Here is a 19,493-nt window from a genome sequence, read left to right as displayed (position 1 = left end):
ATCGATGGCCGCCGACACGTCCGCGCCGGTGCTGACCGGCCCGCGCCTCATCCTTGCGGGCTTCGTGCTGGCGCTGACCAACTTCATGGTGGTGCTCGACACGACCATCGCCAATGTGTCGGTGCCGCATATCTCGGGCGGGCTCGGCGTGTCGCCGACTCAGGGGACCTGGGTCGTCACCTCCTATTCGGTCGCCGAGGCGATCTGCGTGCCGCTGACCGGGTGGCTGGTCCGGCGGTTCGGGACGATCCGCGTCTTCATGGCGGCGATGATCGGCTTTGCGGTCTTCTCCGCCTTGTGCGGCCTCGCCTCGTCGCTCGGCGCGATGGTCGCGTTCCGGATCGGGCAGGGCTTTTGCGGCGGCCCGCTGATGCCGCTGACGCAGACGCTGCTGCTGACCATCTTTCCCCCGCAGAAGCGCGCGGCGGCGATGGGCGCCTGGGCGATGACGACGGTCACCGCGCCGATCCTCGGGCCGATCCTGGGCGGGACGATCAGCGACAACTGGTCCTGGCCGTGGATCTTCTACATCAACCTGCCGATCGCGATCTTCTGCATCGTCGGCGTCTTCACGCTGTTGCGCAAGTCGGAGACCAAGACCGAGATCGTGCCGATCGACCGTTTCGGCCTGTTCCTGATGGTCGTGTGGATCGCGGCGTTGCAGATCATGCTCGATCTGGGGCGTGAGCATGACTGGCTGGGGTCGAGCTTCATCGTCGGTTGCGCGATCATCGCGGCGATCGGCTTCGTCACCTTCCTGATCTGGGAGCTGACCGCGGGCAACCCGATCGTCGACCTGCGCGTGTTCCGGCACCGCGGGTTCACCGTCGCGGTGACCGCGCTCGCCTTCAGCTTCGGGACGTTCTTCGCCTCGGTCGTGATCATCCCGCAATGGCTGCAGTCGACGATGGGCTATACCGCGAGCGATGCGGGCTATGTGACCGCGTTCAACGGCGTGCTCGCGGTGATCTTCTCGCCGATCGTCGCCAAGCTGAGCAACAAGGTCGATCCGCGCGCGCTGGTGTGTTTCGGGATCTTCTGGCTCGGGCTGACGTCGGTGCTGCGGACCTTCTGGTTCAGCGGCGCGGATTTCTGGATCCTGGCGGCGCCGCAGCTCGTCCAGGGGCTGGGCATGCCGTTCTTCTTCATCCCGCTGACGATCATCGCGCTGGGTGCGGTCAATCCCGAGGAGACCGCGTCGGCGGCGGGCGTGATGAGCTTCCTGCGCACGCTGGCGGCGGCGATCGGCACCTCGATCGGCAGTACCATGTGGCAGAACAACGCGCAGACGAACCGCGCCGAGCTGACCAACATCCTCAACAATGGCGATCAGGTGATCGCCAACGCGCAGCAGCACGGACTGAGCGCGGAACAGGGGCGCGGGCTGATCGAGCGGGTGGTCGAGCAGGAGAGCTTCGCACTGGCGACGAACCACCTGTTCGCCTTTGCCGCGCTGATCTTCTTCGTGTCCGCCGCGATCATCTGGCTGGCGCCGCGGCCCGCCCGGCCGGTCGACCCCGCCGCTGCGCACTGATCCGGTGGTGAGATGACGGGGGGCACCGCGGCGCCCCCCGCCCGGTCTCAGTATTTCACGCGCAGACGCGTATAGTAGAAGCCGCCGTTGAAGCCGAACGGCCCGCCGTTGCGCGGATAGACCTGGCCGTCCGACGTGCCGCCGGTCAGCGGATAGATCTGCACGGTCGAGGTCGGCTTGAGCCGATCGGGATGCTCGTCGGTGAAGTTCTGCGCGCCGACCGCGACCGTGAAATGCTCGGCGAAGGTGTAGCTGAGCTCCAGATCGGTGACGAACTTGCCGCTGAACACCTGATTCGGCACGCCGTTGGTCTGGCCGTAATCCTGCGCGCTGGTGAACGAGCTGTAGTAATTCTCGCGCACGTTCAGGCTCAGATTGTCGAGCGTCCAGCCGGCGTTGAAGACGACGCGGTGCTTTGGCGCGAGATTCTCCGCGTCGATCAGCTGCGCGGTGCCGACCACCCGGGCATCGAACTCGGTAACCTTGGTGTCGTTGTAGTTATACGCCAGCGAGAAGTTCAGCTCCGCCTCGCTGAACCGCGTGCGGTAGGTGCCGACGACGTCGATGCCCTGGGTGCGCGTCTTGAAGCCGTTGGTGAAATACTGGACCTGGCCGCCGACACCGACCGGCAGCAGCGCCGGCTGCGCGGCAAGGTCCGCCGCGGTGACGATGAAGGGCGAGGTCAGGCCGATCCGGTTGCGCAGGTTGATCCGGTAGCCATCGACCGTGACCGTCATCCCGCGGACCGGTTCGAGGATGAAGCCGAGTCCGTAATTGGTCGATTTTTCCGGGGTCAGGTTGCTCGCGCCATAATATTGCGCGACCGCAGTGTTGGTCGGGTAGGTGCCCGCCTGGAACGCGACGCCGTTGTTGAACGAGGTCGTGACGATCGAGACGTTCGACTGGCCCGGCGACGGTGCGTGGAAGCCCGTGCCGAAGCTGCCGCGGACCGAGAAGGCGTCGGCGAACTTGTACAGCGCGTTCACCTTGCCGACCCAGGCATCGCCGAATGTGTTGTAATGTTCGTACCGGCCCGCCGCGCCGACCGTCAGCGCGTCGGTCAGATCGGTTTCGAGCCCGACATAGGCGGCATAGGCCTTCTGGCTGAACTTGCCTGCGGTGGCGGGGCTGGTGCCCGCATAGCCGCTCGCGCCGACGCCCTGCGCCGCGGTCGTGCCGGAGGCGACGTACACGCCCGGCGCGGTCTGGGTGAAGAGCTGTTGCGCGATCGCATAGGGTCCCGCGGCATAGGATTGCGTGTCGCCCGCGGTCTGTTCGTAGGTTTCCTTGCGGAACTCCCCGCCCGCCGAGATGGTCAGCGGTGCGGCGAGACCGAGGTCGGCGGCATAGGTGAAGTCGGCGTTGAAGTTGGTTTCCTTCTGGATCAGGTCGCCAAAGTCGAAGCTGGTCTGCGTCGCCGGGCCGTAGGAGAAATTGGCCGAGTCATACATCGACAGCGACAGCTTGTTGCGCGCCAGCGTGCCGGACAGGTCATAGCTGAAGGCGCCGGACGTGCCCTTGTAGCCGAGCACCCCGTACACTTCCTGCGTCTTGCCGACGAAGCGCGGCGTGAAGCCGGCGGGGTAGAGCGTGCCGAAGCGGAAGGTGTTGCCGTCGCGAACGAAGCCGCCGCTCGGGCAGGTCGCGTTGCCGGTCGGGCAGGGGGTGAGGAAGAAGGTGTTGTTGAACGCGCCGTTCGCGCCCTGATTGCGGACCACCCCGTTCGTGTCGACCGCGGTGCTCGACACCGAGGCGCGGTAGTTGAAGCTCTGATTGCCCTTGCTCTGCGCATAATTGGCAAAGACGTAGATCTTGCTGCTGTCGGTGACGTTGATCGCCGAGTTGTAGACCGACTTGAAGCCGTGCGAGGGGGAATTGCCCCAGATCTGCACGGGCAGCGGATAATTGGGGAGCTGGTTCGCGAGCGCCGGGAAATTCTGCGCGAAATTGGCGGCCGACGGGCGGGTGCGGCCGCGGCTGGTCTGGCCTTCGTCGACATATTCGCCGGTGACGTTGATGAAGCCCCAGTCGCCCTTCACGCCCGCGTTGCCCGCGATCTGATAGCTTTCGCCGTCGCCCGCATAATATTGGCCGGCGCGACCGACCAGCTCGATCCCCTGATCCTCGCGCAGGCCATAATTGAGCACGCCGGCGATCGCGTCGGAGCCATATTGCGCGGTCGCGCCCTCGCGCAGCACCTGCAGATTGCCGATCGCGAGCGACGGGATCGCCGAGATGTCGGGCCCCTGCGCACCGCGGCCGAGCCCGGTGTCGCTGCCGCCATAGACCTGGACGAGCGCCGAGCGATTATAGCGTTTGCCGTTGATCATCACGAGCACCTGATCGCCCGACAGGCCGCGCAGCGACGGCGAGCGGACGAAGGTCGAGGCGTCGGAGATCGAATTCTGCCCGGCGTAGAAGGACGGCACGATATTCTTGAGCGCGTCGATCATGTTGGCGGCGGGCTGCGACGTCAGTTCGGCCGAACTGATCACGTCGACCGGCGACGGCGACGTGGCGAGCGTGCGATCGGTGCGGCGCGTGCCCAGCACGACGATGTCGTTCGACGGCTCGGGGGTCGCGCTGGCGGCGTCGGGTACGCTTTCCTGCACGGCGCTGGCCGGTACGGGTGTGGGCGCGGCGCCATCCTGTCCGCTGCCGGGCGTCGCTGCGAAGGCGGCGGACCCGGCAAGAAGTGCGACCGCCAGTGCGACGGTCGAGGTCGTGTATCTGATCATCCTAAGCCCCCTTTGAAAAGTGGCTCTCAGGATCCTCCCCCATCATCGCCGTTCCAGACCGCCGATTCCCCTTGGCGCGCCTGCGGAAATTGCCCTGTCACACGCAAGGACGGCCGCCTGTCCGGCTTCGTCTCTGACCTGTCTTGGCAACAAACGGCCATAGCGGTCCCGTCTTTGCAACCGAAAATACGCACGACTTTCATATGGACGTCATAATGTTGCAGAATTGACGCAATCGATTGTCCCGGTTCCAGCCAGACAAGGGGCGGCGGACGTGGTGGGCCGGGCAGCGCCACCGGGGCCAAAGCCGGGTCGCGGCGGATCGGCGGCGTGCGACCGGCGGAACCCGAAACGCGGCAGACGTGGCAGCTTTCGGGTTCCGCGCAGCGCTCAGCGCGCTAAGCAGCGGACAAGGGGAACTTATCGTGTCAATTTCAGTGTCTCATCGCCTCGCCGGGATCCTTGCCGCGGTCACCAGCCTGGGCGCGTGCGTCCCCGCGGGGCGCCAGCCGATGCGCCCCGCACCGCCGCCGTTGACCGTCACGACCGTGGCGCCGGCGCCCCGGCCATCGTCGCCGACGCGGCCGTCGCCGAGGCCCCAGCCCGCGGCGGACCTGCTCAACGCGGTGCAGGCGCTCGGCGCGAGCTTCAAGGGACAGGTGGGCATCACCGTGCGCGACATCGACGAGGGCTGGGTGGTGGCCTGGGACGGCGACACGCGGCGTCCGCAGCAAAGCGTCAGCAAGCTGTGGGTGGCGATCGCGGTGATGGACGCCGTCGACCGCGGGCAGATTTCGCTGTCCGACCGCGTCACGCTGACGCGTGCCGACCTGACGCTGTTCCATCAGCCGATCCGCACGCTGATCGGCCCGGACGGTTATACGACGACGATCGACGAGCTGTTACGCGGCGCGATGACGCGCAGCGACAATACCTGCAACGACGTGCTGTTGTGGCGCGTCGGCGGGCCCGCGGCGATCAACCGGATGCTCGACGCCAAGGGTGTCGAGGGCGTGACCTTCGGCCCGGGCGAACGGGTGCTGCAGGCGAAGACCGCGGGGCTCGAATGGCGGCCCGAATGGGCGGGGGGCTGGGGCTTTCTCCAGGCGCGCGCGGCGATGACCTACGAGGCGCGGGCGAAGGCGCTGAACCGCTATCTCGCGGCGCCCTACGACGGTGCGTCCGCCAATGGCGTGACGCTCGGCCTGTCGCTGCTCGCGCAGGGCAAGCTGTTGAGCGCGCGTTCGACCGCGTCGCTGCTGACGCTGATGCGGTCGAGCAAGACCGGGCCGCTGCGACTGAAATCGGGGCTGCGGCCGGGCTGGTCGCTGGCGCACAAAACCGGCACCGGGCAGGACCTGGGCAGCCTGTCGACCGGCTATAACGATATCGGGCTGCTCGTCGCGCCGAACGGCCATCGCTATGCGGTCGCGGTGATGATCGCCAGCACGCGCGAGCCGATTCCGGTGCGGATGCGGTTGATGGGCGACGTGACCCGGGCCGTGGTCGCCTCGGCGGGCAATTGATCGTGCCGGCCGGGCAAGGGGCCCTATCAAGCCGTTTCGGTTATAACTTTCTTTAATAAATTCATGCGATTGGGAGTTACGTCCTGAGAGCAAAGATCGTGGTCCCCCTTTTCAATCTTCATTTCGAGCATTCGGGGTCGCTGGTCGCCGTCGCGGTCGGAATCTGCCTGACCGCGAGCTGGTCGGTGGCGATGCTCGCGATCGATCTCGACCGGACCGCGGCGCAGCCCGGCGAGCCGCTCGGCTGGCGGCACGCCGCGCTTGCGCTCGCCGCGGGGCTCGGCGTCTGGGCGACGCATTTCATCGCGATCCTCGCCTATCGTCCCGACCTTCTGCTGCGCTACGACGTGCCGATCACGATCCTGTCGGCGCTGGTCGGCATCGCGCTGGTCGGCGTGCCGCTGGTCGCGGTCACCCGCCTGCGCCGCCGCGTCGCGCGGATCGCCGCGGCGACGATCGCGGGCGCGGGCATCTGGTGCATGCATGCGGTCGGGCTGACGGGCATGACCGATTGCGTCCACGTGTTTTCCTGGCCGACGAACATCACCGGGCTGGTGCTCGGGACGGTGCTGATGGCGACGTGGCAGCTCCACCGCGGCTGGGCGCGGTCGCGCACCGCCGCCTGCATGCTGTTCGCGCTCGCGATCTGCACGACGCATTTCGTCGCGCTGTCGGGCGATATCGTGATCGGCAGCATCGGCGACGTGCGCGGCAGCCTGTTGTCGCCGGGCCTCGTCGCCGCCTGCATGGCGTTTGGCGTGTCGGTCACCTGCCTCGCCAGCCTGCTGACCTTCGAGCGGTTCAGGACGACGCGCGAGGAAGAGGGGCACACGCTGAGAGCGGTGCTCGAAAGCATGTCGGACGGGCTGGTGTTCATCGACGGCAATGCCCGGCTGCAGCATTTCAACCACCGGTTCCTCGAGATGTACGCGATCCCGGACGGGGCGATCGCGCCGGGTATGACGATCACCGCCTGTATCGACATTGTCGCGCGGCATCGCGGCTGGCTGCCCGAGCGGCGCGCCGAGATCCGCGCGGCGATGCAGCAATGGATCCGGACCGACGCGACGTTCGACCGCGAATGGGCGATGGACGATGGCTGCGTCTATCGGATGCAGTGTCGTCCGATGCAGTCCAAGGGCGTGGTGCTGACCTTCAACGACGTCAGCGCGGAGCGGCAGGCGCTGCGCAACCTGACGCACCTGGCCTATCATGATCCGCTGACCGGGCTGGGGAACCGCCGGTCGCTGCGCGAGCAGAAGGAGGCGAGGATCCGGATCGGCACGCCCTTCTCGCTGCTGATGATCGACCTCGACGATTTCAAGCGGATCAACGATGCCTTTGGTCACGCGGTCGGCGACCAGCTGCTGGTCCATGTCGCGGCCGAGCTGACGCGGCTGCTGCCCCAGGACAGCTTCATCGCGCGGATGGGCGGCGACGAGCTCGCGATCCTCGCCAGCGAAACGGGTGACGCGGCGGCGGCGCTCGCCGATTCGATCGTCGCGCAATTGAGCGGCGCGGTCGTCATCAACGGTTGCCGGCTGCTGCCGAGCTGCAGCATCGGCATTTCCCACTTTTCGGGCGCCTGTTCCGCCGACGACCTGATGAAGCGCGCGGACATGGCGCTGTACGAGGCCAAGCGTCTCGGACGGCGGCGCGCGCAGGCCTATCTGCCCGGGCTCGCCGAACGGCTCGCCGAACGTCAGGGGATCGTCGACGACCTGCACGAGGCGGTCCAGACGGGCGGCTTCGCGCTCGCCTTCCAGCCGGTCGTCGATCTGCTGACCGGGGGCACGACGGGCTATGAGGCGCTGATCCGCTGGAACCACCCGGAGCGCGGCTGGATCCCGCCGGGCGTCTTCATCCCGATCGCCGAGCAATGCGGACTGGTCGAGGATATCGGCCGCTGGGTGATGATGGAGGCGTGCCGCCACCTCGCGGGCTGGTCGCCGCATCTCAACGTCGCGATCAACATTTCCGCCGCGCAGCTGAAGTCGGAAGGGCTGCTGCACAGCCTGACCCAGGCGATCCTGATCCACGGCGTCGCCCCCGAGCGGGTCGAGATCGAGATCACCGAGACCGCGCTGATCGACGATGCGGGCCGGACCGCGGTGATGCTCGACCGGATCCGCAAGCTCGGCATCAAGGTGTCGCTCGACGATTTCGGCACCGGGCAATCGTCGCTCGCGCATTTGCGCGACTTCCGTTTCGACCGGATCAAGATCGACCGCAGCTTCGTCGCCGAGGCGGCGAATGATCCGCGCTGCATGGCGGTGCTGCGCGCGACCGTCGCGATCGGCAAGGAACTGGGCGTGCTGACGCATGCCGAGGGGGTCGAGACGCGCGAACAGCTCGACGTGCTGCACGATATCGGCTGCGACGTGGCGCAGGGCTATCTGCTCGGCCGCCCGGTCGTCCCGTTCACCGATGCGACGGCGGACTTCGCCGAGCTGCCGGGGGACACGATCATCGGCGCACCCGGCGACACCGACCCGCAATCCTCGGGGGTGACGGTTACCCGGCTCGCCGCCTGAGCGTCAGACCAGCGGCGGCCCGAACACCGACCAGCCGGTCCGGTGCGCGATCATCTCGAGCGCGCGGATGCCGAGGATGCTGTTGCCGTGCTGGTCGAGATTGGGCGACCAGACCGCGATCGCCGCCCGGTCGGGCACGATCGCGAGAATGCCGCCGCCGACGCCGCTCTTGGCGGGCAAGCCGACCCGCACCGCGAAATCCCCCGACCCGTCATAATGGCCGCAGGTGATCATCAGGCCGAGCACCGTACGGTGGCGTTTGGCCACCGCGTCGGCCTCAGGATCATCGGGCGTCCGCCGCGTCGCCGCGAGATACGCGCCTGCTTTGGCAAGGCCACGGCAATCCAGCGCGATCGCGCAGTTGCGGACATAGGCGGCCATCACCGCATCGGGATCGGCATGGAGATTGCCGTGATGCCGCATGAAGCTCATCATCGCGCGGTTGAGATCGCCGCCCTCCTGCTCGGACGCCATCACGTCCTCGTCGAACGTGACGCTATCGGACCCGGTCTCGCGCCCGATCAGCCGGGCGACCGCCGGATCGTCGCCGTCCTCGGGCCGGTGTTCGACCAGGATATCGACGACCGCCAGCGCGCCTGCGTTGATGAACGGGTTGCGCGGCACGCCCTTGGTCCGCTCGAGATCGACGATCGAGTTGAATGGGTCGCCCGACGGCTCTTTCCCGACGCGCGCAAAGACGTCGTCGCCGATCGCCGCGAGCGCGAGGTCGAGCGCGAACAGCTTCGAGATGCTCTGGATCGGGAACGCCGTCGTCGCCGCACCCGCGGTCAGCAGCGTGCCCGTCGTCAGCGCGACCGCGATGCCGATCGGCCCGGGCGCGGCCTCCTCCTTGCGGTCCGCCGACGCCTCGATCCGCGCGGCGTCGTCGGTGATCTCGGCGGCGATCTCGGTGATGATCTGCGCGATCGTGCTGGGCATGCGGCTCTCCTGGTGAACAGGGTCAACTCGCAGGCGGCGCGCATGATCCGTGGGCAGGGGCGCGGCGGCCTAGTCCAGTCGCGTCGACGTCCGCGCCGCCTGTCCCGCGGTCAGCAGGTCGCCGATCGCGCCCGCCGGTCCCGCCGCGGACAGCGCGGTCATCGCGGAATCGAGCCGCGCCGGGTCGAAGCCTCCGACCGGCGCGGTCAGCATCGCGAACACCGGCGCGGTGGGCAGCGCGGCGAAGGCGCGGGCATAGCGCCGGTTGAGCCGCGCCAGCGCGGCTTCCTGTCCGAGCATCGCATGGGCGATCGCCTGGCGCAGGACGATCGCCTGGCCCTCCGCGGACAGGCCACCGCGCGCTCCGGGGGCGGGCAGCAGCGCGGTGCCGCTGGCGGCTAAGCCCGACCAGTCGCGCGCGTGCCAGTCGAATTCGGCGCGGATCGGCGTCGCGTCGCGGATGTCGGCGAGCGTCGCCACCGCTTCGGCGTGGCGGCCGAGCAGTTCGAGCGCGACCGCCTGGAGCCGGCGGCGCTCGTCCTGGATCGTGTCGGGATAGGGGATCATCGCGGTCTCGCGCAGCACGCGGACCGCGGCGTCGGGCGCCCCCGCCAGGATCCGCAGCGTCGCGACGCGGATCGACAGGGGGCCCTGTTCGACGTCGCGCTGCGTGGTGGACAGCCGGCGTTCGAGCAGTTCGGCGGCGCGGCGATAGAGCCCGGCCTGTTGCAGCCGGTCGGCGAGCATCCACACCACGCGGTCGCCGTCCGCGCCCGTCGGCATCAGGTCGCGATAGTCCCAGAGCAGACCGGCGGCGGTGCCGAGCGGCATGGTCGATTGCGGCGCCACCAGTGCGACGAGATGCGCCTGGACGGTCGCCGACAGCGGCGCGGCGTCGGCGCCGACATTGCCGTAGCGCAAGAGTGCGGCGGCCGCCGCCAGCAATGCGGGTTCGTCGCCGCGGCGGGTGGCGAGGCTCATCGCCAGCGTCAGCCCGCGGCGTTCGACCATGCCCCCCCGCCAGCGGAACAGCAGCGCCGCCAGCCGGCGCGCCGCGGCCGGCGGGGCGAGCGTGCGTGCGGCCAGATCGGTCTCGATCGTGCCGAGCGTGGCCGCGGCGCGCTGTTAGGGATCACCGGTGCGCGCGGCCAGATCGAACCAGCGACGGCTCGTCGCGGCGGCGCCGAGCGCGCGGTCGGCCTCGCCGTGCAGCACCGCGGCCGCCGCGTCGGTTGCCGGGAGGCGATCGAGCCAGTCGCGCGCCGGGCCGGGCCTCCCTGCGTCGATCGCCGCGCGCGCGGCGGCGAGGATGAAGGGGCGGCGCGCCTTGGCGCCACGCGCGTTCAGCGCGGGCATCGCACAGCCGAGCACGCCCAGCGCCGGCGCCGCACGACCCGCCTCCGCCAGGATCCGCATCCGCCACAGACAGGTCTCGGGATCGGTCGCGAGCGCAGGGTCGTCGAGCGCCGCGATCGCCGGATCGGTCCGCCCGAGGCGCCCGAGCGCGACGCCGCGCGCGCGTCGCCACGCGGCGACCTTTGCTAGCCCGGTATCGTCGGCCGCCATCACGTCGAGCACGCCGAGCGCCTCGCCGGCGCGGTCGCGCGCGATCAGGGCGAGCGCATAGCGCCAGCGTGTCGCCTGCCGCGTCGCGGGCGTGGCGGTCGCAAGCGCCGCCCAGGCCGCCTGCTCGCTCATCGCGGTCCAGGCGGTGCGCGCCGGCGGCAGCGGCTGCGCGGCGAGCTCGGCGGCAAAGGGTACAGGCGCCGGGCGGGCGGGGGCGGGTGGCGACGGTTGCGCGGGCGTCGTGCTTGGGTGCGGCGTGCTCGGGTGCGGCGCGCTCGGATGCGACGGTTCGGCAGCGCGCGCGGCATGCGGTCCGGCCAGCCCCGCGCCGATCGCCAGCGCGATGGCGAGGCGGATCATGCGAAGGCCAAGGTCACCGCGACCGCGGCAGCGGCGGCGGCGCCAAGGAACAGCAGCGCGAGGACGATCGTCGCGACCCTGTTGCCTGCAGCGGCATGATGACCATCGACTGGTCCGGTGGTCGGCATCGGCGCGATCGCCGTTGCATCGCCGCGCCGACGGGCGTCCGTCGCGGCGCCGTTCGCGACGATCCTGACGCGCGCGGGTTTCTGATCGTGGCTCACTTGCGCTCCATCCCTCCGCTATCCTCCTATTATAGAGGCAAAGACCTGCGGATCGTCGGCGTGGGCCGGCATTCGGGGCGACGTCCCGACGAAACCACAAACCGGAGCCCGAGCGATGCGCACCCGCCCTTCACCCAAGCAGATCGCGCTGCTGATCGCGGCGCTGCTGACCGCGCCGGTCATGGCGCCGGGCGCGGCGGCGTCCGAAGGGGGCGGGGCGGAAGGAGGCGGGGCGGAAGGTGAATCCGTACGGCCGTCGCCGCTGTTCGTGATGCTCGATCCACTCGACGTGCCAATCGTCGAGGGCGATCGCGCGGACGGACGGCTGAAGGTCAAGCTGGTGCTCCAGGCCGCGGATGTCGCGGGCGCGGGGGCGATCGAGACGCGTCGGCCCGAACTGCGCGAGGCGGCGCTGGTCGCGTCGATCGAATTCGCGCGGTTGCATGCCTCCGCGTCGACGCCGGTCGATGCACGACGACTGGCGCAGGACGTCTCCACGGCCCTGCGCCGGGTCGATCCGACGATCGCGGCGGTGTTGCTGGTCGAGGTGGCCGCGCGCCGCGCCTGATCGCGCTGGAGCCCGCGCGCTGCGCCGAACCCCGGCCCGGCGTGTCTCAGGCGTTGGCGTTCAGGCCGTGCCGCGTCGCGCGGGGGCGGGTCGGCAACGGGGTGACGTCGGCCACGCGCTCGGGCCTGCCGGCGCGACGGCAGGCGAAGTCTTCGATCCGCGCCCCGGTGATCCGCGGCGACAGCAGTAGCAGGGCGATGCAGTCGGCGATGTCGGGATCATGCTCGCTGCCGATCGTCTCGATCACGTCGTCGAGCGTCATGCCCGGCGCGGTCAGCGCACAGGCCGCCGCGGCGGACCACAGCGCATGCGGGTCGGTGACCGAGAGCGACAGCGAAACGCGGTAGTCCATGACCTCATCCTCTCCGGCCGTTCGTGGCTGGTCCGCCCGCCGGTTCGCTCGACCCTAGTCGAACCGCGCCGCACGGCTATTAAGGGATTACCCGTATCGAGGCGCGCCGGCGCCTGAAAACAGGCATGAAAAAACCGGGATGGCCGATCGGCCACCCCGGTTTCCACGACCCCCCGCCGATGTGCTTGGGGGACTTGGCGGGATCGTGTCTCGTACCGGCTTACCGGAACAGCGACGTGATCGTCTGCGGTGCCTGGTTGGCGATCGACAGAGCCTGAACGCCAAGCTGCTGCTTGACCTGCAGTGCCTGCAGCTTTGCCGATTCCTTGGCCAGATCCGCGTCGACCAGCTTGCCGACGCCGCTTTCGATCGCGTCCGACAGCTTGCTGGTGAACGTCATCTGTGCGTCGATCTTGCGCGAACCCGAGCCGAGATCGCTCAGCTTGGTGTTGAGCGAGCTGCCCAGCGTGTCCAGGGTATCGACCATCGCCTTGGCCTTGGCAGCCGTGTCGATTTCCGAATCCTGGCCGAGCACGCCGGTACCCACGCCCGCGGACGCGGTTTCCGTCGCCGGCAGGTCGATTTCCTGGTTGGCGATGGAGAGCGTATCGGGATCGTAGGTGTCGGTGCCGGTTGCCTTGTTGGTCAGCGACTGCAACGCACTCACGGTGCCGCCGCCGGTCTTGAGCAGGTTCGTACCGTTGAACTCGGACGAATCGACGATCGTGCTGATCTGGTCGCGAAGGGCCGTGAAGTCCTTGTTGTACGCAGCGCGGCTCTCGTCGCTGATGCCATCGTCCGACGCCTGCTTGGCGAGCGTCTTCATCTGGTTGACGACGTCCGAGATCTGCTCTGCGCCTGCGACCGCAACGTCGGCCACGCTCTTCGCCCGGCTGAGCGAGGAGTTGACCGCCTTGAGGCCACCCAGATCGCCGCGAAGGCCCTGGGCGATCGTGAAGGCTGCCGAATCGTCCTTGGTCGATGCGACGTTCAGGCCGCTGTTGATGCGGCTCTGGACGACGGACAGACCCTTGCTGGTCTCGTTGAGGGCCTGAAGGGCCGCCATCGCGCCAACATTGGTGTTAACGGACATTCCCATGATATTCTTCCTTCTGGAATAGTCGGTCGCTTCTGCGTCCTTGAGCCGTACGGCGGCTCGCCGACGGAGCGGTCAGATCCGACCCGCTCCTTATTCTGGGAAGAAATCCGGATAGTTGGTCGCGCCGCGCGGATTATTTGCAGCGCGGGCGCGCGCCTCAGAACGGAAAGAGCGCGTCGTAGATCTGCTGGCCCCAGCGCGCCTGCTGCGCCTGCGTCAGCTGGCCGCGGCCGCCATAGCTGATCCGCGCCTCGGCGATCTGCGTGTGGCGGATGCTGTTGTCGCGGCTGATGTCCTGCGGGCGGACCATGCCGGTCACGATCAGCTCGCGCAGCTCGTAATTGACGCGGATCTCCTGGCGGCCGCGGATCATCAGATTGCCGTTGGGCAGCACGTCGGTGACGATCGCCGACATCGTCATGTTGATCGTCTCGGACCGGCTGATATTGCCCGATCCGTTGAACTGCGACTTCGAATTGCCGGCGATCAGCGGGTCGGGCGTCGCGACGCCGAGCCCGAGCGCGGCGGTCAGTCCGGCATTCTCGGAGCCGCCGCGTGTGCGCGCGGTCGTGTTGCCGACCTCGGCGCGATCCGCCACGTTGATCCGCACGGTCAGGATGTCGCCCTTGCCCGCGGCGCGCTGGTCGCCGAGAAACGCACCCGCGCCCGCGCGGAACAGCGATGCGTCGGGGGGCGCCAGCGCCAGTGGCGGCGCGGCCGGGCGACGGCTTGGCTGGCCAAGCGAATCCTCGGTCAGCGGGGTGTCGACCGCGGTCATCTCGCTGAGTTTCGGCGCCTTGCCGATCGTCTTGAGCTGGCCGACCGTGCCGCAGCCCGACAGGGCGGTCGCGCCGGCAAGAATCAAGAACATCGTCGCGGGTCTGGTCATTGCATGTCTCCTCATTGCGCGGCGACGCGTACGTTGCCCGCGCCCGTGACGACGCCATCGACGCTGTGGTTGGTGGACAGCGCGACGACGCGGACGACATCGCCCATGCCGCCCGCCGCCAGCGCCCGCGCGGCGGTGGTGATCGCAAACCCGCGCCCCTGGAGCGACAGCGTCACCGCCTCGCCGCGGCGCACCAGCCGGGGCGCGACGAGATCGCCGGCGCGGACCATCGTGCCGGCGGGCAGCGCGCGTACCGCCTCGCGTCCGCTCGCCGCGTCGGCCGCCAGCACGCCGCGCGCGGCGACCGCGGCGCGCGGCTGCAGTTCGAAATCGGCCGCGCTCAGGATGTCGCCGCGCGCGATCGCGCGGGTGAGCACCGCGACGGGCGTCTCGACGGGATCCGCCGCCTGCGCCGGGAGCGCAGCCCCCGATGCCAGCAGCAGCGCGACGGCGATTGACACGCGGCTCACCGGAGCTGGCTCGAGGTCGCGAGCATCTCGTCCGCGGTCTTCACCACGCGGCTGTTCATCTCATAGGCGCGCTGCGCGGTGATCAGCGCGGTGATCTCGGACACCGGGTTGACGTTCGACGCCTCGACAAAGCCCTGCAGCGTGTCGCCAAAGCCCGGCTGGCCCGGCGCGGCGACGGTCGGCTGCCCCGACGAGGCGGTTTCGAGGAAGAGGTTGCCGCCCTGCGCCTCGAGCCCCGCCTCGTTGACGAAGGTCGCGAGCTGGATCTGGCCGACGGTCTGCAGCGCGGGATCGTTGGCGAGCTTGACCTGGACCTCGCCGGTCTTCGAGATCGCGACGTCGACCGCCTCGGGCGGGATGACGATCGCGGGTTCGACGCGGAAGCCGTCCGCGGTGACCAGCTCGCCCTGTTCGGATAGCTGGAACGATCCGTCGCGGGTGAAGCCGATCTGCCCCGAGGGCAACGTCACCTGGAAATAGCCGCGCCCCTGGATCGCGATGTCATAGCGGTTGCCGGTCTGGTTGGGCGCACCCTGTTCGGTGATGCGGTAGACGCCACCGGTCTTCACGCCCGCGCCGATCTGGATCCCGGTCGGCACCTTGGCCTGGCCGTCGCCGCCTGCCGCCGAACCCGGGCGCGTCTCCTGCTGATAGAGCAGGTCCTGGAACGCCGCGCGCTGGCGCTTGAACCCGGTGGTGTTCATGTTGGCGAACGTCAACACGCCGGGCTATGCGCGCGAGACGGTCGCATTGCAGACGGGGGTCACCGCGGGCCGCGTCAACGGCGTGGTGGTCGGCGAACCCGGCCGCGTCGCGGACAAGTTCCTCGAAGCGACCGTCTATGGCCGCAGCGGCGATGCGGGCCGTGCGGAGGTCGAGGCGGGCTATCTCGACCGGTTGCAGTCGCTGCTCGGCGCGACCGGGTCCGAATCCGCGCTGCCCGCCCGGCTCGACGCGATCGCCGCGACCGCGACCGCGATGGCCGGCGCCAATGGCCGCTCCGCGGTCACCGCGCCCTTTGTCGGCATGGTCGAGGACGCGATCGGATCGATGCGCCAGCTCGGTCGCGACGTCGACGTGCTGCGCGGCGATATCGAGGGCGAGGTCGGTGACACGGTCGAGCGGGTCAACGCGCTGCTGCGCACGGTCGACACGCTCAACGATTCGATCTCGCGGCTGCAGGGGCTGGGGCGCAGCGCGTCGGGACCCGCCGACCGCCGCACGACAGCGCTCGAGGAGCTCAGCGCGCTGATCGGCATCACCGCGCGCGAACAGCCGAGCGGGCGGGTGACGATCGATACCGCCTCGGGCGTCCCGCTGCTCGACCAGCGGCTGCGCCAGCTCTCCTATCCCGCCAGCGGGGTCGGCAGCGCGCAGCCGGTCTATCCGACGATCGACGTGCGGTTCGCCGAGGCGGACGGCACGCTCGGCGCGGCGACCGGGACGACGCTCGACACGCCGGCGATGGGCGGGCGGCTCGGCGGGCTGCTCGACCTGCGCGACCGGCAATTGCCCGCCTTTTCGGCGCGGGTCGAAACGCTGTTCGCGGGGCTCGCCCGGACGATCAACGCCGCGTCAAACACCGGGTCGGCGGTGCCGCCGCCGGCGACGCTCACCGGTCGCGCGACCGCGCTGACCGGTGGCGACCGGCTGGGGTTCACCGGCGCGGCGCTGATCGCGGTGACGCGCTCGGACGGCACGATGGTCGCCGGCACCACGCTCGACTTCGATGCGCTCGGCGCGGCCGCGACGGTCGACGATGCGATCGCGGCGATCAATACCGGCCTGGGCGGTGCGGCGACCGCGTCGTTCGCCAACGGCACGCTCACCATCGCCGCGAGCGGCCCAGGCACCGGCGTCGCGGTCGCGCAGGACACGGCGCGGCCGAGCGCGCGGGCCGGCATCGGCCTGTCGCACTATTTCGGGCTGAACGACATCGTCCGCAGTGACACGAGCATGCTGGTGCCATCGGGGTTCACCACCGCCGATCCGCATCGCTTCGCCGCCGGCGAGGCGGTCGATTTCGCCTTGCGCGATTCGTCGGGCCGGCTGGTCGCGCGCTATGCGCTGACGGGGGCGACGGGGCCGAGCTATGGCGACCTGATCGACGAGCTCAACGCCAGTCCGCTCGGCGGTTATGGCCAGTTCGCGCTCGACGACGCCGGGCGCCTGCGGTTCTCGGCCACCCGCGCCGAATCGGGGGCGATGCTCTCGGTCCTGTCCGACACGACCGACCGCGGCGGCACCGGACGCGGGTTTGCGGCGATCACCGGGCTGGGCGCGGCGGGGGCGGGGCTCGACAGCGCCGGGGTTCGCCGCGACGTGCTCGCCGATCCGACCCGCCTGCCGCTCGCCCGGCTCCAGCCCGTCGCGGTGGGGACGAAGGCGCTGGGGCCGAGCGACCGGCGCGGTGCGACCGCGCTGGTCGATGCGCTGGCGAGCGCGGTCGATCTCGGCGATGCGGGGACGATGACGATCGCGCGCTTTTCCGCGGTCGTGCTGGGCGATGCGGGATCCGCCGCGTCGCGCGCCACCGATCGCGCGGACCAGATGGGCGCACGCCGCGACGACGCGATCAACCGCCGCGACAGCGTCTCGGGCGTCAATATCGACGAGGAGCTCGGCCAGATGGTCGTGCTCCAGAACAGCTATGCCGCCGCCGCGCGCGTCATGACCACCGCGAGCGAGATGTACGACACGCTTCTCGGCATGATCAGATAGGACCAGCATCGATGACCCGCATCGCCACCATCCCGCTCCAGCGGACGCTGACCGACGCGGTCCAGAAGGCGCAGCAGCGGCTCGCGCAGACGCAGCTGCAGCTCAATTCGGGCAAGAAGGCGAAGGACCTCGCCGATCTCGGCAGCGCCGCGGTCCGCACGTTGTCGGCGCGCAGTGCGCTGTCGATGCAGGCGGCGCAGAGCGCGGCGACGACCCGGCTCGGCACGACCTTGTCGCTGTACGAGGCCAATATCACCGCGATCGACACGATCGCCGGCGATCTCCGGACACAGCTGATGACCGCGGTCGGCACCGGCGCGACGCCCGCGCTCGGCAGCGCGATCGAAAGCGCCTTCAGCCAGTTCCGCTCCGCGCTCAACGCGACCGACGGCAGCGAGCCGCTGTTCGCCGGCGCGCAGGGCGACGCGATCCCGTTCAAGCCCGCGACGCTCGCCGAGACCGCGGGCACGACGACGCAGGCCGCATTCGGCAATGACGATGTCCGCGCCTCGGCGTCGATCGGTGGCGGCGCGACACTCACCTACGGCGTCACCGCGAGCGAGCTCGGCGACGGCGTGCTCGCCGCGTTCCGGACGCTGGCCGAGGCCGGGCCGATCGGCGCCAGCCCCAGCGCGGGCCAGGCCGCGGCGCTCAAGACCGCGATCGCGCAGCTCGACGCCGCCTTGCCGCAGGTCCGCGGCCTCAACGCCGCCAACGGCCTCCGCCAGGCGCAGATCGAGACGCTCGGCGCGCGCGCGGCCGACCGTGCCGCGCTGCTCGAGAAGATCGTCTCGGACAATGAGGATGCGGATTACGGCCAGATCTCGATGGACCTGATGCAGCGCAAGACGATGCTCGAGGCGAGCTATTCAGTGTTCGGCAAGGTCGCCGGCCTCAGCCTCGTCGCCTATCTGCGCTGACGCCGGCGGCTCGGGCACCCGGCGCCGCAGCGGTTGCGCCTGCCGCCTGCGCGAATTACGGCGAGCTTTTCCCGTTCGGTCCGGAGACCTCCCCTTGAGCACGCCTACCTATGACGTCGTCGCGATCGGCAATGCCATCGTCGACATTCTGAGCACCGCCGACGACGCCTTCATCGCCGAGATCGGTGTCGCCAAGGGCTCGATGCAGCTGATGTTCTCGTCCGAAGAAGCCGATGCGCTCTACGCCAAGATGGGGCCGGGCATGGAAATCTCGGGCGGATCGGCCGCCAACACCGTCGCCGGCGTCGCTGCGCTCGGCGGCAAGTGCGGTTTCATCGGCCAGGTCGCCGACGACCAGCTCGGCCAGGTCTTCGCGCATGACGTCCGCAGCATCGGCATCGAGTTCGCGACCCCGGTCCGCGCCGGCGACCCGACCACCGGCCGCTGCCTGATCTTCGTGACGCCCGATGGCCAGCGGACGATGAACACCTTCCTCGGCGCAGGGCAGTTCCTCCCCGCCGCGGCGATCGACACCGCGATGATCGCCGACAGCGCGATCCTGTATCTCGAGGGCTATCTCTGGGATCCCGAAGAGCCGCGCGCCGCGATGCGCGCCGCGATCGATTGCGCGCGCGGGGCAGGGCGCAAGGTCGCCTTCACGCTCAGCGACGTGTTCTGCATCTCGCGCCACGGCGGCGATTTCCGCCAGCTGCTGTCGGACGGCCTGATCGACATCCTGTTCGCCAATGAGAGCGAACTCGCGGCGCTTGCCGAGACCGAGGATTTCGACGCGGCGGTCGCGAAGATCTCGGCCCAGGTCCCGACCCTGGTCGTCACCCGCGGCGAACACGGTGCCTGCGCGATCCAGAACGGCACGCGCGCCGAAGTGAAGGCCGAGCCGATCGCCAAGGTCGTCGACACGACCGGCGCGGGCGACCTGTTCGCGGCGGGCTTCCTCCACGGCCAGGCACAGGGCCACGACCTCCACGCCTCGCTCAAGCTCGGTGCGGTCTGCGCGGCCGAGATCATCAGCCATGTCGGCNCATTCCCGCG

The 19,493-nt window shown here is 69.5% G+C and carries 16 protein-coding genes and 1 pseudogene; 7 read left to right on the top strand and 10 right to left on the bottom strand.

Annotated elements, in window-relative coordinates; translation table 11 throughout:
- Positions 1 to 4 precede the first annotated feature (4 nt).
- Entirely contained in the window at positions 5 to 1,534 is a 1,530-nt protein-coding gene (locus IFT87_RS16120; RefSeq protein ID WP_031396601.1) for a DHA2 family efflux MFS transporter permease subunit, read from the top strand.
- 47 nt (positions 1,535 to 1,581) lie between these two features.
- Here the strand turns inward: IFT87_RS16120 and IFT87_RS16115 are convergent, their stop codons facing one another.
- Entirely contained in the window at positions 1,582 to 4,272 is a 2,691-nt protein-coding gene (locus tag IFT87_RS16115; protein ID WP_037531330.1) for a TonB-dependent receptor plug domain-containing protein, read from the bottom strand.
- A 425-nt stretch (positions 4,273 to 4,697) separates the two neighbouring features.
- Between IFT87_RS16115 and IFT87_RS16110 the strand changes: the two genes are divergently transcribed.
- A complete protein-coding gene (locus IFT87_RS16110) occupies positions 4,698 to 5,798 on the top strand; it encodes a serine hydrolase (protein WP_342211175.1) in 1,101 nt (366 codons plus the stop codon).
- Between the two features lie 98 nt (positions 5,799 to 5,896).
- Entirely contained in the window at positions 5,897 to 8,332 is a 2,436-nt protein-coding gene (locus IFT87_RS16105; RefSeq protein ID WP_192191234.1) for an EAL domain-containing protein, read from the top strand.
- A 3-nt stretch (positions 8,333 to 8,335) separates the two neighbouring features.
- On the opposite strand, the gene glsA is transcribed toward IFT87_RS16105, so the two are convergent.
- The 4 genes from glsA to IFT87_RS16085 form a co-directional block, all read right to left on the bottom strand.
- A complete protein-coding gene (gene glsA / locus IFT87_RS16100) occupies positions 8,336 to 9,271 on the bottom strand; it encodes a glutaminase A (RefSeq protein ID WP_037532357.1) in 936 nt (311 codons plus the stop codon).
- Between the two features lie 69 nt (positions 9,272 to 9,340).
- Positions 9,341 to 10,282, bottom strand: a complete 942-nt coding sequence (locus IFT87_RS16095) for a hypothetical protein (protein WP_192191233.1) — start codon at positions 10,280 to 10,282, stop codon at positions 9,341 to 9,343.
- Between the two features lie 114 nt (positions 10,283 to 10,396).
- A complete protein-coding gene (locus IFT87_RS16090; protein WP_192191232.1) occupies positions 10,397 to 11,197 on the bottom strand; it encodes a hypothetical protein in 801 nt (266 codons plus the stop codon).
- Positions 11,194 to 11,421: a hypothetical protein gene (locus IFT87_RS16085; RefSeq protein WP_037532713.1), complete on the bottom strand. Its 228-nt coding sequence runs from the start codon at positions 11,419 to 11,421 to the stop codon at positions 11,194 to 11,196. The genes IFT87_RS16090 and IFT87_RS16085 overlap by 4 nt, the downstream gene beginning before the upstream one ends.
- 115 nt (positions 11,422 to 11,536) lie before the next feature.
- On the opposite strand from IFT87_RS16085, the gene IFT87_RS16080 reads away from it, so the two are divergent.
- Positions 11,537 to 11,989, top strand: a complete 453-nt coding sequence (locus IFT87_RS16080) for a hypothetical protein (protein WP_192191231.1) — start codon at positions 11,537 to 11,539, stop codon at positions 11,987 to 11,989.
- 46 nt (positions 11,990 to 12,035) lie between these two features.
- Here IFT87_RS16080 and IFT87_RS16075 read toward each other — a convergent pair whose 3' ends face one another.
- The 5 genes from IFT87_RS16075 to flgG form a co-directional block, all read right to left on the bottom strand.
- A complete protein-coding gene (locus tag IFT87_RS16075) occupies positions 12,036 to 12,341 on the bottom strand; it encodes a hypothetical protein (protein ID WP_166747139.1) in 306 nt (101 codons plus the stop codon).
- Positions 12,342 to 12,561: 220 nt separating this feature from the next.
- Entirely contained in the window at positions 12,562 to 13,440 is an 879-nt protein-coding gene (locus IFT87_RS16070) for a flagellin (protein ID WP_031395278.1), read from the bottom strand.
- A 157-nt stretch (positions 13,441 to 13,597) separates the two neighbouring features.
- Positions 13,598 to 14,329 carry a flagellar basal body L-ring protein FlgH gene (gene flgH / locus IFT87_RS16065; protein ID WP_192191230.1) on the bottom strand — a complete coding sequence of 244 codons (732 nt, stop codon included), beginning with the start codon at positions 14,327 to 14,329 and terminating at the stop codon, positions 13,598 to 13,600.
- Positions 14,330 to 14,340: 11 nt separating this feature from the next.
- The gene (gene flgA / locus IFT87_RS16060) at positions 14,341 to 14,799 is read right to left on the bottom strand and encodes a flagellar basal body P-ring formation chaperone FlgA (RefSeq protein ID WP_192191229.1); all 459 of its coding nucleotides are present in this window, start codon (positions 14,797 to 14,799) and stop codon (positions 14,341 to 14,343) included.
- Positions 14,796 to 15,503, bottom strand: coding sequence for a flagellar basal-body rod protein FlgG (flgG, locus tag IFT87_RS16055; protein WP_166747205.1), 708 nt, complete (start codon positions 15,501 to 15,503; stop codon positions 14,796 to 14,798). Before flgG ends, flgA begins: the two co-directional genes overlap by 4 nt.
- Between flgG and IFT87_RS16050 the strand changes: the two genes are divergently transcribed.
- From IFT87_RS16050 to IFT87_RS16040, 3 genes and pseudogenes are all read left to right on the top strand, one after another.
- Complete coding sequence (locus tag IFT87_RS16050) at positions 15,502 to 17,520, top strand: FlgK family flagellar hook-associated protein (RefSeq protein ID WP_192191228.1); 2,019 nt, start codon at positions 15,502 to 15,504, stop codon at positions 17,518 to 17,520. The genes flgG and IFT87_RS16050 overlap by 2 nt on opposite strands.
- Positions 17,521 to 17,531: 11 nt before the next feature.
- Positions 17,532 to 18,440 carry a flagellin gene (locus IFT87_RS16045; RefSeq protein ID WP_107045111.1) on the top strand — a complete coding sequence of 303 codons (909 nt, stop codon included), beginning with the start codon at positions 17,532 to 17,534 and terminating at the stop codon, positions 18,438 to 18,440.
- A gap of 94 nt (positions 18,441 to 18,534) precedes the next feature.
- Positions 18,535 to 19,482 (top strand): annotated as a pseudogene (locus IFT87_RS16040) (adenosine kinase); the annotation flags it as partial.
- Positions 19,483 to 19,493 lie beyond the last annotated feature (11 nt).

It is taken from the genome of Sphingomonas sp. CFBP 8765, assembly GCF_014841445.1.
GTDB lineage: Bacteria > Pseudomonadota > Alphaproteobacteria > Sphingomonadales > Sphingomonadaceae > Sphingomonas > Sphingomonas aerolata.
Note: the sequence above shows the minus strand (reverse complement) of the source record. Positions and strands in the feature narration are given on the sequence as shown.